At 44.0% G+C, this 14,163-nt stretch carries 13 protein-coding genes; 9 read left to right on the forward strand and 4 right to left on the reverse strand.

Features of this window, described 5'->3' with window-relative positions; translation table 11 throughout:
• The first annotated feature begins 3 nt into the window (after positions 1-3).
• The 5 genes from R8N47_RS12125 (at position 4) to R8N47_RS12145 (ending at position 7,825) form a co-directional block, all read left to right on the forward strand.
• Entirely contained in the window at positions 4-2,235 is a 2,232-nt protein-coding gene (locus R8N47_RS12125; protein ID WP_054577120.1) for a response regulator, read from the forward strand.
• Positions 2,210-3,634 (forward strand): TolC family protein, encoded by a 1,425-nt coding sequence (locus tag R8N47_RS12130; RefSeq protein WP_064354596.1) that lies wholly within the window; start codon positions 2,210-2,212, stop codon positions 3,632-3,634. The genes R8N47_RS12125 and R8N47_RS12130 overlap by 26 nt, the downstream gene beginning before the upstream one ends.
• Positions 3,624-5,210, forward strand: coding sequence for an ATP-binding cassette domain-containing protein (locus R8N47_RS12135; protein ID WP_064354595.1), 1,587 nt, complete (start codon positions 3,624-3,626; stop codon positions 5,208-5,210). The genes R8N47_RS12130 and R8N47_RS12135 overlap by 11 nt, the downstream gene beginning before the upstream one ends.
• Positions 5,207-7,345, forward strand: coding sequence for an ATP-binding cassette domain-containing protein (locus R8N47_RS12140; protein WP_053809549.1), 2,139 nt, complete (start codon positions 5,207-5,209; stop codon positions 7,343-7,345). The genes R8N47_RS12135 and R8N47_RS12140 overlap by 4 nt, the downstream gene beginning before the upstream one ends.
• A gap of 105 nt (positions 7,346-7,450) precedes the next feature.
• A complete protein-coding gene (locus R8N47_RS12145; protein WP_025768457.1) occupies positions 7,451-7,825 on the forward strand; it encodes a hypothetical protein in 375 nt (124 codons plus the stop codon).
• A gap of 26 nt (positions 7,826-7,851) precedes the next feature.
• On the opposite strand, the gene R8N47_RS12150 is transcribed toward R8N47_RS12145, so the two are convergent.
• The 3 genes from R8N47_RS12150 to R8N47_RS12160 all read right to left on the reverse strand — a co-directional run bounded on the left by R8N47_RS12150 (position 7,852) and on the right by R8N47_RS12160 (position 11,031).
• Complete coding sequence (locus R8N47_RS12150; RefSeq protein WP_064354594.1) at positions 7,852-8,742, reverse strand: RNA polymerase sigma factor RpoD/SigA; 891 nt, start codon at positions 8,740-8,742, stop codon at positions 7,852-7,854.
• A gap of 328 nt (positions 8,743-9,070) precedes the next feature.
• Positions 9,071-10,513 (reverse strand): diguanylate cyclase domain-containing protein, encoded by a 1,443-nt coding sequence (locus R8N47_RS12155; RefSeq protein ID WP_017635871.1) that lies wholly within the window; start codon positions 10,511-10,513, stop codon positions 9,071-9,073.
• 230 nt (positions 10,514-10,743) lie between these two features.
• Positions 10,744-11,031 carry an alternative ribosome-rescue factor A gene (locus tag R8N47_RS12160; protein WP_017821594.1) on the reverse strand — a complete coding sequence of 96 codons (288 nt, stop codon included), beginning with the start codon at positions 11,029-11,031 and terminating at the stop codon, positions 10,744-10,746.
• Between the two features lie 365 nt (positions 11,032-11,396).
• Between R8N47_RS12160 and R8N47_RS12165 the strand changes: the two genes are divergently transcribed.
• From R8N47_RS12165 to R8N47_RS12180, 4 genes are all read left to right on the forward strand, one after another.
• Positions 11,397-11,606 carry a cold-shock protein gene (locus R8N47_RS12165; RefSeq protein WP_005375625.1) on the forward strand — a complete coding sequence of 70 codons (210 nt, stop codon included), beginning with the start codon at positions 11,397-11,399 and terminating at the stop codon, positions 11,604-11,606.
• An 89-nt stretch (positions 11,607-11,695) separates the two neighbouring features.
• Complete coding sequence (locus tag R8N47_RS12170; protein WP_005375627.1) at positions 11,696-12,241, forward strand: YaeQ family protein; 546 nt, start codon at positions 11,696-11,698, stop codon at positions 12,239-12,241.
• Positions 12,228-12,770 (forward strand): hypothetical protein, encoded by a 543-nt coding sequence (locus R8N47_RS12175; protein WP_017635869.1) that lies wholly within the window; start codon positions 12,228-12,230, stop codon positions 12,768-12,770. The genes R8N47_RS12170 and R8N47_RS12175 overlap by 14 nt, the downstream gene beginning before the upstream one ends.
• Positions 12,771-12,881: 111 nt before the next feature.
• A complete protein-coding gene (locus R8N47_RS12180) occupies positions 12,882-13,241 on the forward strand; it encodes a glutaredoxin family protein (RefSeq protein ID WP_064354593.1) in 360 nt (119 codons plus the stop codon).
• Positions 13,242-13,432: 191 nt separating this feature from the next.
• Here R8N47_RS12180 and R8N47_RS12185 read toward each other — a convergent pair whose 3' ends face one another.
• Positions 13,433-14,059: an OmpA family protein gene (locus R8N47_RS12185; protein ID WP_025768460.1), complete on the reverse strand. Its 627-nt coding sequence runs from the start codon at positions 14,057-14,059 to the stop codon at positions 13,433-13,435.
• Positions 14,060-14,163 lie beyond the last annotated feature (104 nt).

The following is a 14,163-nucleotide window of genomic DNA, read 5'->3' on the forward strand; positions in this document are numbered from 1 at the left end:
TGGATGAGTAGCAAGCCTTCTTACAATATTTCCGTTCCTGTTATGCGCCTAAGCATTGCTTTCAGCTTGATGCTGGCTGCCCTCGCCTTTTATTTGTATATCTCTTGGGACAAAGTGGATTCAGTCGAGAAAGTGCAAAACGCGCCTCTTTTGGTTCAAGCTCAACAGCTCAACCAAACTATCGAGTTTGATATTCAAACGCTTCAACGCTGTTTAAGCGCACGTTATTGCAGTACAACAGAGCTTGATTTTGAGGTTCTGAAAGACGAAATTGACCAATTTAAGTCGCTCGCGTCACTCAACAAAACCGAGTTTAGCTTGGTGGGCGCGACCGAATACACGCAGCTTGAACTGGCAATCAATCGCTTCTCAGACAGCCAAAAAACACGCGACGATGTGTTGGCACTGTACCTCTCGCTCACCAATAACTACCTACAAATGGACGACAACTACCGGACCATATTTAACAACCATGCGAGCGACCTAATGATGGAGAAAAACGAGTTCTTCATTTGGTTGTTTGTGGTCGTTGTCGTACTGGTTGGTATCGCAGTGCTATCGAACTTGGTGGCAATCCTTAAGCTGAAAAAATCCAGCTCGAATGAGCGTGACATTGACCAAGAATTCGATGAGCTTTATCAAGAGCTCAAACAACTGGATTTACAAAGGTTGGAAGAGTTGCTGAATGAAGTGAGCATCAATCCGAAGCAGCGTCAGATCTACTCTCACCTAAAACTGATTTTCAGCAAACTCGAAGAACAAAAACGCAATAACGATCTCTACAAGCAGCTCTATGCTCTGATTGGTTACGAGATTCGTGGCATCACCAACACCATTAACGGCGGCGTGCAATATCTCGTTCAAGAGACCGATGAGAGCGGCGTGTTGATGGCGCAAGATATAACCTCGGCTGCCAATACCCTGTCTGAATTGGCAGAGAACTACAACCGACTCATTTCACAAGGGACCGAGAGCAAATCGAAAGAGTTTTCACTGCTGAATGTACTGTCTGAATTGATGATTCACATCAGTTCAAAAGTGCAGCGAAATGAAGGTGAGCTAGACTGCTTTATCTCAGATAACTTACCAAACCGTGTTGAAGGACAATCCACCAGCTTATTCTGGGTGTTGTTCCTACAGCTATCAAATGCCATCCAACTCAAAGCCGACAAGAAACTGTTTGTCACCATTGAATCAGGTGCGGCGTCAGACATTGAAAATACCCGCCTGACCATCAATCTAAACTTCTTAACCACGCTGGATGTGCCGCTTGCCAAGCTCAATACCCTACACTGGAGCGACCATAAACAGCACACTGCAACCAAAGACGATTTGGCGAAAAGCGTGTTGAAAGATTATGGCTATTACGAGAGCCATTGGTATCAATCGGGCAATCAGGAACGTTTTCAAATTCAGCTCGATTTGAAAGCCAAAAGCTTCCACACCGAGAAAACTCGCTTCGACAATAAGCGCCTATTACTGTGTGCCAACTCTCAGCTGCGCATTGATGTGATGAGCAAAATGTTAGTCAACTTGGGCTTAGAGATTACGCCAATTCGAACGCCGAACGAACTCTTCTCTGCGGCAAAAACCTTTGGCGAATACGATGCCATCATGCTGACCGACACGTTCGAGCCAAACAAGCTGCCCTCACTGAGCAAAACGGTGAAATCGCAACTGCGCAATCACCCGAACACCAAGTTGCTGCTCTCGGTCACTAGCACTCAGCAAGCGCAAGAGAGCCATACCTTTGTCGACAAGATTCTGAACTCCCCTGCGATTCCGTATGAGTTTATCCCCAATCTTTTAGCAATCATGGAAGCGGAAGCCTCAGAAGATCAGATGGAGAACAGCTCATTCCTGATTGTGGAAGATGACCGTGTTCAACAGATTCTACTCAAACGTATTTTGAGCAAGCAAGAATACGAAGCCGACACCGTTGGCGATGGCGCAGACGCTGTTCAGCACTTCATGAATCAGCGCTCGGACATCATTTTTATGGACTGCATCATGCCTGGCATGGGCGGTATTGAAGCAACCAAACGCATTCGACAATATGAACAAGAAAGCGGACAAAACCCTTGCACCATCATAGGTGCGACAGCATTGACCAGCAGTAATGAACACCAAGCTTGTATCGAAGCTGGAATGGATTACGTGATCAGCAAACCTTATAAAAACGACGAAATCATCAAGGTGATCAACAAGTATGTGGCGGTACAGAAACTTAACTAGCTGCGTATTGGCAGCGCTTACATTGAGCAATGCTCCTTCGGCAATGGCAACCACCTTGCTTGAGGCGGTCAAACTCGGCTTGGAAAACAATTTATCTCTGCGCGCTAGTGACAAAGGCGTGGAAGAAAACGAATACAACATCGACATTAGCCGTTCTAAGTTTCTACCCTCTTTAAACGGTGCTGCTGATACCACATGGAATGAAAACGAAACCATATTAACGGGAACACCGGATACACGTTCTAGCTACAACTCAAACAGCTACAGCGTGTCTTTATCGCAATCGGTGTTTAACCTTGGCGACATCTTCAAATACGGCACCGCGAAACTTGATTTCAACATTGAAGAAATCAAACACGAGAACAAAATCCAGAGCACCATTTCTGAAATCGCGACGCAATATTTCGAGTACCTGAAAAACAACGCGCAAATCAAAGCCACCAAAGTCGAGCTTAAATCATCTGAAACACGTGAACGCCAAATGCGTCGCAACGTGGAGCTTGGCAACACTGCGGCGAGCGAGTTGTATGAGGTAATTGCCCAGAAAGAAGGCATTGCCAATCGCTTAAGAACCTTAGAGAAAGACCGGCGCGTAATTTTGAACGGTTTAGAGATTCAAGTTCAATACCCAGTCACCCCATCACAAGACATCTACGAAAGTGTTCCCTTGGAGGAAATCAGCGAATCCGAACAACGTGAGATTCTTGAACAAGCTTTGAAGCTCAATAACGACTTATTGGTTGCGAAGAAAACCGTCGAGCGCAGCCGAAGAGGCTTGAAAGAAAGCGGTTCAAACTTTGTGCCGACCGTATCGCTCTCTGCCAGTTACCGTTACGACGATGCGAACAACTATGACCGAACCGACCCAACCGCAACAGGGGACAGTAACTCGACCAGCGTCGGGTTGAACTTGAATGTGCCAATTTTCTCCGGCGGTTCGGATTACTACGGTTATCAAAAATCGTCGACTGCCATCGAGCGAACCGAGCTGCTGTACCAAGATTCATTGTTCGCGACGCGCAATAGCGTTAACACCTCAGTACTCAACATTAATGACTTCTCCCGCGCCATCAGCAGTTACGAGAACATCATCCGTGCCAACTACGCTTCCTACAAAGGCATTCAACGCGCCTATCAGCTTGGTACGCGAACCATTACCGACTTACTGGCAGCGGAAAGTAAACTGTTCAGCGCGCTACGTGATTACGAGAGCGCGCGCTATGACTACATCATTGAATCGATCAATCTTGAGCAAATCAAAGGCATGCTATCGGTTCAATCCATCGAAAGCATCATGCAGTTGATGAGCGATATCGAAGGCAGAAGCAATCAAGACTTAGTTCCAAAACACCTTCTCTCTAAACCATCGATTAAGAAAGGAGGTCGCAATGCAAACTGAGCACTTTTCCCAAAAGATTAACTTTGCTGACAAGTGTTATCTGACTTTCTCAACGGTCATCTCAACACTGTTTGGTTTAGTGCTGCCCTTTTCGATTCTTATTATCTTTGACCGTGTTTTACCTAACCAAGCCAAAGACACGCTGTTTCTTCTGTTTGCCATTATCTTGATCACCATCTTCCTCGACTATCACTTAAAGAATCAGGAAGAGAAGATTTCGTCGGTGATCATGAAGCAATTCGAAACCAACTTAACCAACAAGGTGTTTCAATCAATCTGTTTGGCTGAGATATCGAAGTTTCGTCGTCTAGAACCCGGTGAATACCTAGAGCGTATTGCGACCATTCCAGAGATTAAATCCTTCTTTGGCGGAGAATCTGTACGTGCATTGATCAACCTTGCCGTCAGCATACTGACCATTCTGATTATCGGTGTGATCAACATTTGGGCGGGAGTGACCATCTTGCTCGCCTCCATCATTTTGGCGGTGTTCGCACTCAGTCTTTCCAAGCAGAAAATCAACAGCTTAGAAAACAAATCCGACATCGAAGGCTTAACTACTTCTAAAATCATCGAGATCATCTCTAGCCCACTCGATATCAAAGCGCGCAATATGGAATATCGCGTTGAGAGCTTGATGACACAAATGGTGGAAGAACGTGAAGTCGAGAACATCAAATACGAGCAAATTGAATCGAACTTCAGCCTTATCTTGTCGCTCATACAACAGCTCTCCATCGCTTGTGTGGTGGTGGTTTTGGCAACGGCAGTTATCAACATGCAATCGAGCCAAGGCATCATGGCTGCCATCATCATGCTTACCAACCGCTACTTCGCGCCATACCAGCAAGTAATGCGCACGGTGAGTCGATGGGAGTTGAACAAGCTTCATATTCAACGTATCGCCGAGCTGCTTGAGCTTGCTGCATCTATAGAACAACAAAACGACACGACGGAAGTCGAGCGAATCTCGGTGAAGTATTCGGAAAAACAACGCATTGAGTTTGAACGCGGTCAGGCTTACTTGCTGACGGGGAAAAGCGGCGCAGGTAAAACCCACCTCGCCAATTGCATTACGCGGCAAAACACCGACAGCAAGCTCGATATCCAAATCAACGAGACACCGCTCGATGACGTCAACTACAACGTCTGGCGTAATAGCGTGCTCATGGTCGACAAAACCAGTTCGTTCGTCGAAGGCACCATCATCGACAACTTGACTTGTTTCCGCCCGAGCTTAAATAACACGGCATTTGCGCTTTGCGAAACCATGAACATCAAGGCACAAATCGATGCCCTTCCCGCTGGTTTTTACACCGAGCTTAAAGGACATTTACGCAATCCATTCTCGCGCCAAGTCGCTTATGCCTTGTTGCTGGTACGTGCCTTACTTGCGAACAAACGTGTATTGATCTTCGATGACATCGACTGTGTTTATGATGACGACTTTGCTCGATTGGTTTTGACCAGTACCGCCTATCGTGCCAACGACAAAATCCTCATCATCGTCAGCAACAAGATGGACAAACTCAATCATCGCCTCAAACGCGTCAAACTTACCGGAGGTGACCAATGAGTATTCTGGTTGATTTTAATAATGTCCCTCAGCGCTTGTTGGACTTTGAGGCTCGCAGCTATGACGAGCGATACAACCAGTCACCTTTGATTCGTGGTTTAGCTTACACCCTCATTGCGCTTGAATGGGAAGGCACACCTTCTATCCTCAGCGACGCTTTTATCCCTAAACCAAAAGACAGCGACAGTTTTATCGCTACGATTGAACGCCTTGGTTACCGTTGTGACGTCACCAAATTAAAAACGTTAGAGCACATCGAGGGGCACCCTCATCCTTGTTTTATCGAGATAGAAAACCTCACTGCGATTTTCTTGGGTACCAAAGACGGCAAGCTGATCCTGTTTGATTACACCAATAACAACACCATTGAATACCCGCTCTGCAAGAAGCCATGTTTGTTGGTCTCGATCAGCGAATACTCGCGCTTGTTCCGAGAGCCACCACCTGAATCTCAAGACCGCAGTAACTGGATTAAATACGCGTTTTATCGCTACAACAATGAACTCAAGAGCCTGATTATCCTCAGCTTCGTGGTCAGTATTCTCGGCGCACTCCAGCCCTTTTTTATTATGAGTGTGTACAACTTCGCCTTAACCTCTAGCTCGCAAGCCACGCTTTATTGGCTCACGTTATTTGCTGTGATTGTTGGGTTCTCGGAATACTTTTTCAAGAAAATGCGGGTCAACATCATCGCCACATCAGGGAAGGATTTGGCGGTGCATATTTCTCAAAACGTGATATCCAAACTGTTGTGGCTTCCGTATTCGATGACATCCACCGCAGGTGTCTCTTCTCAGTTAGCGCGTTTGAAAGACATCGACACGTTCCGCCGTTTGGTAACCGCAGAGTCAACATTAAGCTACTTCGACATGCCGTTTGTTATCGTATTCATTATTGCCATTGCTCTTATGTCTGGTACCGCGGCGCTAGTCGTTATGGCGGGGTTGATTCTAATGTTGGTGTTCTGTGTTTATTCTCGTTACATCTACTCGCAAGCCACGTCCAAGAGCTCTCGCGCCAACGCCATGGTTTCTTACCAATGGAATGAGATTCTTCGTGGTATAAAAACCATCCAAGGCTTGCCATTGTTGCGTGTTATCCAGTCCCGCTTTAGCGCATCGCATTTACAAAGCACCAACGATGCAGAACATGTTTCAGTGACTAATAGCAGGGTTCAGGCAGCAGGCGGGAGTTTGATTCAGGTTATTGGTACCGCAAGTATCGTCGCGGCCGTTATCGGCGTGATGGACGGCACCTCCGATGCAGGTGCAATGCTTGCTACCGTAATTTTAGTCTGGAAGGCGTTGGGGCCTATTATGGGTATCTACAACTCTATTTCTAAGTTCCAATCCATTAAGGCGTCTTCTGCGCAAATCAACAACCTTATGGCGATGAATGACGATAAGCTAACGTTAGAGAAAAGCCCCCCTATTCGCCTCTTTCAAGGTAGTATCGTCGGCTCTGGTGTGAGCCATCGTTATAGTGGTGCGGCAACAGGCTTAACTAATCTTGGTTTTAAAATTCCACCGGGTGCAAAAGTTGTGATTTGTGGACCAACAGGTTGCGGTAAAACGACGCTCATTTCTATTATCGCTGGGCTAGAGGAACGCTATCAAGGCTCAGTTTCGGTGGACGGTTATAACATCAAACAGTTCAACAGTTACCGCTATCGAACCTCGATTAACTACATCCCGTTTAACCTGCATATTTTTGAAGGCTCCTTGGAGACTAACTTCATCTTGCATAATGGGTTAATCCCAACAGAAAAAATGCGTGAAATGGTGAGTTTCTTTGAGCTCGATACATGGTTGCCACAAGGCCTGGACACTCAATTGAGCGTTGATATCTGTAAAAGTTTACCAAATGGTATTCAACAAAGACTGCGGCTCGCATTAGGGCTAGGCAACTGCGAACAATCTTTGATTATCATTGACGAGCCATTTAATGGTGCAGAGCAAGAAAACTCGCACTACTTCAAGCGGTTATTCAGCGACAAACTACTCAATAAGACCGTTATTTTCTCAACGAATGATCCGGGCATGATCTCTACATCCAATATGAGCTTAGTCTTGGAGCCAGATGGCAACCTGAAGTATTTCGGGTTAACCGATAAGTACTTAAAAAGTCTAAGTTAAGTTCGGAATGTGGTGTGGTTCATCATTCATACTTGAGCACGGTCATTGACAAAAATGTAAACGATGAGACTATTTACTCTGTAAGCGCGTACACTAAGGAATCCGATGTATACATTTGTTGCAGACAAATTGGATGTGGTTTATTTATCAACAATACCAGAAAACTACCAGTTACAAGACTTCGATGTGCCTGAAGAAGAACTCGAAATTCGTGAAATTGTAGAGGTATGGTATGAGTGTGCGTTTCTTCCTGACTTTAACCTTCAACACATCGACATCGAAAACAAAACCGCATTAGTCGAGACACAAGCGCAAGTCGTAAACAACTACACAAGTACGCTCGCTTTTTTACTCAAAAGTCGTGCTTATCGCGCAGCACTTAACCGATTATTGAGTGTATGGAGATTGGAGGCAGCAGCTAAAGCACAGCTTGAGCTGCTGTTACTTACGGAAGAACAGAGTAGCAAGCCAGTAAATTAATCGGCTAGGATAAGGGGCTAAAAATCTTAAACCCAACCATCGAATCGGAGACGTTTCTGCACGCGTTCAACCGCCTCTATCTGCATCTGACGAACACGCTCGTTAGACACGTTTAATAACAGGCCTATTTCCGACAAGGTTTTCACTCTCTGGTCAAATAATCCGAATCGATGGATCAAGACTTTCTGCAACTTAATTGGCAAAGTTTTAATAATATTTTCAATAGCTTGAGTAAAGCACTGGTTTTCACAGTCTTGTTGTGGATCTGGCGTATACTCACTTTCACACAGTTCAAGAACAAATGGAACACGATGTAGGTCCGCAGTGGTCGATACATCAATAAAACCACTAAGAGCAACAAGTTCATCTATACGCTCTGCTTTCACCCCTGAGCAGCGTGAGAGTTCAGAAATAGACAACTCCTTGCTCTCACTTTTTGACGCATCGAGCTTTTTTAAAGCCAGGCTATTTATCTCTTTGCACACATGAGCAGGTAAACGTACCGTGCGGCCATTGTTCATTAATGCCGCTTCTATATTCTCGCGAATCCACCATACCGCATAAGTAGAAAAACGGTAGCCTGGCTCAGGATCGAACTTATCGACCGCTTTTATCAAACCAATGTTACCTTCTTCTATTAAATCGAGCAGAGTAAAGTTATTGCCTGGCCGTTTGAGGTAGCCTTTTGCGATTTTCACAACAAGTCGAAGATTAGACTCAATCAACATTTCGCGCGCTTCTTCATCACCAGCTCGATTAAGTTTGGCGTAATGCAACTCCTCTTCACGAGACAACAAATCAATCCCCAAAATATCTTTGAGATAGTGAGCATAAGGGTCTTTCCCAACTGACAACGATTCTTTCATTGACAGTTCATCCGTGACAGCTCGGAACCTAGCAAAGCATTCGTTGTTCATTCCCCGTCCTTCTCAAGCCAACTTATTTCTTATCTTCTTTAATTGTTTTTGTACAACACTTTATGCATCATGATTTATATGCATTACTTTACACTGAGTGTAGACAGGGGTTCTGATCTTTACCAAGAAATCACTTATCACTTTAAAACAATTACTGCTTCTATGATAAAAACGTGAGCAGGCGGGGGTTTATATATATGAAAGTGATAGTATTTGTACGCAAATTGGCCTCAAAGAAAACAACGCAACGTGATCGTCAACGCTTACCACCTTACTCTGACTAAAACTTTGAGGCTTGAGGATGGTTTGAAGTATCAGTTGAATTAGCCTAATTCACTTGACGAAGCGCAGGTTGAAGCTGACAGTCTGTTATAACTTGGAAAACTGCACGATTCTTTCCTTCAGACTTACCTTGATACATCAACTCGTCAGCATCTTGCAAGCTCACGATGTGGGTAAACTCAGGATAGTAAGCACAGCCCAAACTGATACTCAAATGAATTGCTTGTCCGCCCAGTATAACAGGCTGATCGTAAACGGCTTTACAAAGCATATTGGCAAAATTGAGCGCTTCTCGCTCTGACAGAGAAGACGTAACGAGTGCGAACTCTTCTCCTCCAATTCTCGCCAATGTCATTCGGTCATCAGTCATCGACTTAGCGGCTTCTGCGATGGCAACTATTGCTCGGTCTCCAGCAAGGTGGCCATATCGATCATTGATTGATTTAAAATCATCAATATCAAACACCATCACCGTTAAGTTTCGCTTCAAATGATTCAGTAGCGCCAATTGCTCAATCAGGTGTCTACGGTTGTATAGCTTTGTGAGAGAATCCGTCAACGTCATCTCCAGCAATTGCTGATTGGCAATCGTTAATTGCCTTGTCCGAAGAGCAACCATACGTTTGAGAGCAAAAATATGATAAAGCGTTGCGACCGCCATAATGAAAATAGCAATAGGGAAAAGATAAAGTGGATAAACCGTTTTCACCACACTCCAACGGGTGAGGATCCGCTCACGATCCGTATCGATGACTTTTTCAAACGCTCGTGATACCTCTAAAATGGAAGTTGCACTGTGCATTCCTGCTGCAATCCGAAGATCTTTACTATATAAGCTAATTGTCGGGACAAACATACCCGCTCCCGGCGTGGTTGCCATATAAAAGTTAGCAACTTGCAGGTCTGCAACGAAGTACAGCACCTTTTTATCGACGGCGGCTTGTATCATCGAATCATTGTTAATGTATTCTGCGATAGGTGCATTCGGGTAATTCGTCTGAACAAACTCAGACTCGTAACTTCCTTTAACAACGCCAATTGGCAGCGTCATTTCGCCAGTTAAAACACTCCTGATATCAACCGAAAGTACATCTTTATTTACGTACAATTTGGTTTGGATAGGCATTATGACTGCGCCAAAGTCCATATACTTCGCTCTTTCGGGCGAGTAGACAAGTCCTCCGTGAAAATCAGCCTTACCCTCTTTTACGGCTTGTAAAGAAGCATCCCAATCCAAAAGGAGAAACTGAACGTCGATTTGGTTGTTCGCCGCGTACTCTTTCCAAAAGTCGATTAAAATACCTTTAGGTTCACCATCTGGGCTAAGGTAAGAGAACGGCTTCCACGCTTTGGAGTTAGCAACAATTAAAGAATGAGACTCTGACTTGTGTGCATGCGCCATCGGACAAATGGACAGCCACAGTAGTAATAAAGAAGCACACGCTTTTTTACATTTGCAACCATAAGTACCATAACTCGTCGATGACATACCTACTTCTCACCAGTCTTTTTAAACCATAATCTCGGCTGTTTGATTAGACTAAAGATATAGTAGAGTTGCATAAGACAGGAAGTGACTCTTATTGATATGAATCTAACTTAGTAAGTTTTAGTACTTAATTGGTACTTTCAACGCTTGGTTCGCTGAAGCAGTTGAAGCAGTTGAAGCAGTTGAAGCAGTTGAAGCAGTTGAAGCAGTACATGATAAATTAGGAAAACTTATCTGGTACTAAAAAATTGAATATCATCAGTTTTGCAAACACCTAGTACCAATAAAAAAGCCCTATTCAAAATCCACCTTGGGGAGAACTTTGAATAGGGCTCTTTGCCTCTATGCTTCATTTTACGGCTGAAGCTACCTTTACCTTTTTTCGCTTTAACGACTCGTGTTTGGAACAGCTGACTGGTAACAACCGCTTTTAGCGCGTTGTCTTTGATTTCACCTCTGCCGAAGTCGGTCTCATGTTGTGAGCCACTCGGTTGAGGACTGATTTTACGCTTTGCCATAAATCCTCCTTAATGGTCGAACCAGATTGGACAATAATTATATAAATAAGTCAAATTTATAGATTTAGTTGAATTTTATGCTAAAAAACTTCACATCACCGTCATTTATTTGAAATTTAATCAAAAACATGCTGGTTAAATAGTGACTAAATACAAATATTTGTCCATAAAGCACTAATATATGTTGACTCTTCGTGGAATTAACCTAGACTCAAACACGGCTAGAAAGAAAGTTCTTTGTTTTCACATTTCGTTGGATTACTTGTAACCCGTCGTCCTGTGGTACGCAATAGCAATTTATTTTTCCACGCTATAAGCGCCGTTGAGGCGAAAGATTACATTATTTAGATATTTAGGAAATAGACATGTCTAACACAGCTACTGGCACAGTTAAGTGGTTCAACGAAACTAAAGGCTTCGGTTTCATTCAACAAGAAAACGGTCCTGACGTATTTGCTCACTTCTCTGCAATCACTGGTGACGGCTTCCGTACTCTAGTTGAAGGCCAGAAAGTAGAATTTGTTATCTCTCAAGGTCAAAAAGGCCCTCAAGCAGAGCAAATCAAAGTACTTTAATTCTTAAAGAATTTGATACGATAGCCAGCTTTTAAAGCTGGCTATTTTTTTGCCTAAAACTTATTTTGCCAACAAAACGATATAAATCTATGGCTCTTAAACCAACCATTTACAAATTTCGTATCGCCATTTCCGATATGAATAATGACTATTACGATTCTAAAAATCTAACTATCGCCCTTCATCCTTCTGAAAAGCCGCAACGAATGTTGGCTCGCATTCTAGCTTACTGTTTAAATGCTCAAAGCAATCTGGAGTTTACAAAAGGACTCTCTACGATTGAAGAGCCTGATTTATGGCATGTTGGCGATGATCAAAGCATTACTCACTGGATTGAAATTGGCGAACCAGAACCAGACAGAATTAAGAAAGCTTCTCGCCTCGCAAAGCATGTAAAAGTTTACACTTATAACACCAAAGCGGCTGTCTGGTGGGACAAAATGTCAGGAAAGTTCTCAATGCTTCCCGTCAACGTAGAGAGCTTTGACTATGACGCTATCGACTTGATTTGTCAGCATCTTGACCGAGGTACTAGCCTTTCTGTTATGATTACTGGCAGCTCAATTTTTGTTGATATCAATGATCAACATATCGAAGTAACGGTGAAGGAACTAAAAAACCATGACGTCTCTTAGTGAACTGAGTCAAGAGATGGGATTTGAAGAAATCCCCTTTGTTAAAGAACATAAAGCAGCAAAGCGGCGTTGGTTAAAAGAACAGTCACAACTATTTACAAAAGTTTGTGAGAACAAACCCACAACAGCACCTACTCTTCACCTGCTTGGCCTTTTGACCAAATCACATATTGAAGCAAGTGCTAACTACGAGCAACATGCTCACTCTACCCAGCGTATGCAGCAAGTTCTGACTGACTCCTTGGGTAATGAGCACGCGGATAAGTTTACTAACCAATCTGCTGAAGACCTAATCTTAGTCACCCACCTTTGGTTATACACGCAAGGCTATTTAAATATGGATTTCAGCTTGGCGCACGATCATGCCGAGCAGACTCAAAATACATTGCAGCACGAACTTGTCATGAAACGCATGGACGTTGATGCATTCAGAACCGAACTCATGCAAAGTTTTTATCAAGGTAAAGAAGCCCGTCCGGCTTCAGCAAGTGGCTTTTGGGGTTGGTTTAAACGTCTATTTTCCGCATAAAATACATGGTTTTATCCATTTCAAACAACTGATAGACTTCACGTCCAGTGCAACAAGCATCATGATTGCATTCTTAAAGGACAATTACCCAATGAACATCAAGGGATCATTATGAAGTTTATCCGTTGGATTTTAGGCAAGGTTATCTTATTGCTGAACGCGGTGTTCTCACCTCGTGGTATTAAGCGCACCGCAGAAGAACAGCAACGTATTGATGAAAAAGCGAAACAATACGCACTTTACCAATTTGAAGCCTGCCCTTTTTGTGTAAAGGTCCGCCGTGCAATGAAGCGTCAATCGGTGAACATTGAGCTACGTGATGCAAAAAATAACCCGACTCATCGATCTGAACTAGAGCAATGTGGTGGGCGAGTTAAAGTCCCTTGTCTTCGTATCGAAAAAGATGGCGAGACACAGTGGTTATACGAGTCATCTGACATCGTCGCTTACGTTGAAAAAGAATTTGCCTAAGTTCCCCCTATGAACATTGGCGGATGTAAAAGAGGCACCTAACGGTGCCTCTTTTCTATTTTTTCTAGCTAGATGTTGCCGTGCGAGCTTTCCTTATTCAGTCTTCTTGCTCAACTCCGAACTTAAACTCCACTAAGCAAATAACGGGTATGCAAGAACAACACAACGAAGATTACCGCCTAACGTCTGCGTTATTCATCCACGATCAATGTTAGCTCTACGCGCCGATTGCAAGCTTTACCACTCGCTGTCGCATTGCTGCACTTCGGTACATACTCCCCGAAGCCTCTAGAAAACACTCGTTGACGTGGAATACTCGTCGCCAATAGTTGTTTTTCTACTTCACGAGCTCGCTTTTCAGATAGCGTGTCATTGAAGCTTTCAGCTCCCGTGCTATCCGCATGACCATCAATCACGACATCAACATCAGTTCTTCCAGCCAGATAGTGACCAATGTTTCGAATCCAGTCTTGAGATTGAGCAGATAACCGTGCAGAACCCGTTTGAAAATGCACTTGCTCTTTCAAACGTATCATCAGGTGACCACCACTGAGCGTCTCGTGAGGAATGTTATGCCTGCTCAGGAACATTTCCAGAGAGGTCACGTTTTGCGACTTTTTTACTGACGCCCTCGCCGTTTGATATGAACGAGGGGAAGAAGCCACATTGGATGCGCTCGGGTATCCCCACTCTGGGTGTCTCAGCTCAGTGTTTGATTTAGGAGCTGTATCTAAAATGTTCCCACCAGGGACCATATCTTGATCGAGGCTGCTGCACCCGGCCAGAATGCCACAAACAATTAAAAACCAATGCTTCATACCATTACCAACGTAGAAAAACTCTTGTTCATTGTGTCGACAAAACACGCCGAATCTTTAGCGCTTTTGTCCACCGATTGGTTTGTCTATGCAGCGTTCATGCC

This window comes from Vibrio sp. 2132-1 (genome assembly GCF_033344315.1).

What these genes read in the sequence shown, in the direction of transcription:
- R8N47_RS12125 (WP_054577120.1), top strand. Translation starts at nt 4, where the DNA reads ATGAGTAGCAAGCCTTCTTACAATATTTCCGTTCCTGTTATGCGCCTA.
- R8N47_RS12130 (WP_064354596.1), top strand. Translation starts at nt 2,210, where the DNA reads ATGTGGCGGTACAGAAACTTAACTAGCTGCGTATTGGCAGCGCTTACA.
- R8N47_RS12135 (WP_064354595.1), top strand. Translation starts at nt 3,624, where the DNA reads ATGCAAACTGAGCACTTTTCCCAAAAGATTAACTTTGCTGACAAGTGT.
- R8N47_RS12140 (WP_053809549.1), top strand. Translation starts at nt 5,207, where the DNA reads ATGAGTATTCTGGTTGATTTTAATAATGTCCCTCAGCGCTTGTTGGAC.
- R8N47_RS12145 (WP_025768457.1), top strand. Translation starts at nt 7,451, where the DNA reads ATGTATACATTTGTTGCAGACAAATTGGATGTGGTTTATTTATCAACA.
- R8N47_RS12150 (WP_064354594.1), bottom strand. Translation starts at nt 8,742, where the DNA reads ATGAACAACGAATGCTTTGCTAGGTTCCGAGCTGTCACGGATGAACTG.
- R8N47_RS12155 (WP_017635871.1), bottom strand. Translation starts at nt 10,513, where the DNA reads ATGTCATCGACGAGTTATGGTACTTATGGTTGCAAATGTAAAAAAGCG.
- R8N47_RS12160 (WP_017821594.1), bottom strand. Translation starts at nt 11,031, where the DNA reads ATGGCAAAGCGTAAAATCAGTCCTCAACCGAGTGGCTCACAACATGAG.
- R8N47_RS12165 (WP_005375625.1), top strand. Translation starts at nt 11,397, where the DNA reads ATGTCTAACACAGCTACTGGCACAGTTAAGTGGTTCAACGAAACTAAA.
- R8N47_RS12170 (WP_005375627.1), top strand. Translation starts at nt 11,696, where the DNA reads ATGGCTCTTAAACCAACCATTTACAAATTTCGTATCGCCATTTCCGAT.
- R8N47_RS12175 (WP_017635869.1), top strand. Translation starts at nt 12,228, where the DNA reads ATGACGTCTCTTAGTGAACTGAGTCAAGAGATGGGATTTGAAGAAATC.
- R8N47_RS12180 (WP_064354593.1), top strand. Translation starts at nt 12,882, where the DNA reads ATGAAGTTTATCCGTTGGATTTTAGGCAAGGTTATCTTATTGCTGAAC.
- R8N47_RS12185 (WP_025768460.1), bottom strand. Translation starts at nt 14,059, where the DNA reads ATGAAGCATTGGTTTTTAATTGTTTGTGGCATTCTGGCCGGGTGCAGC.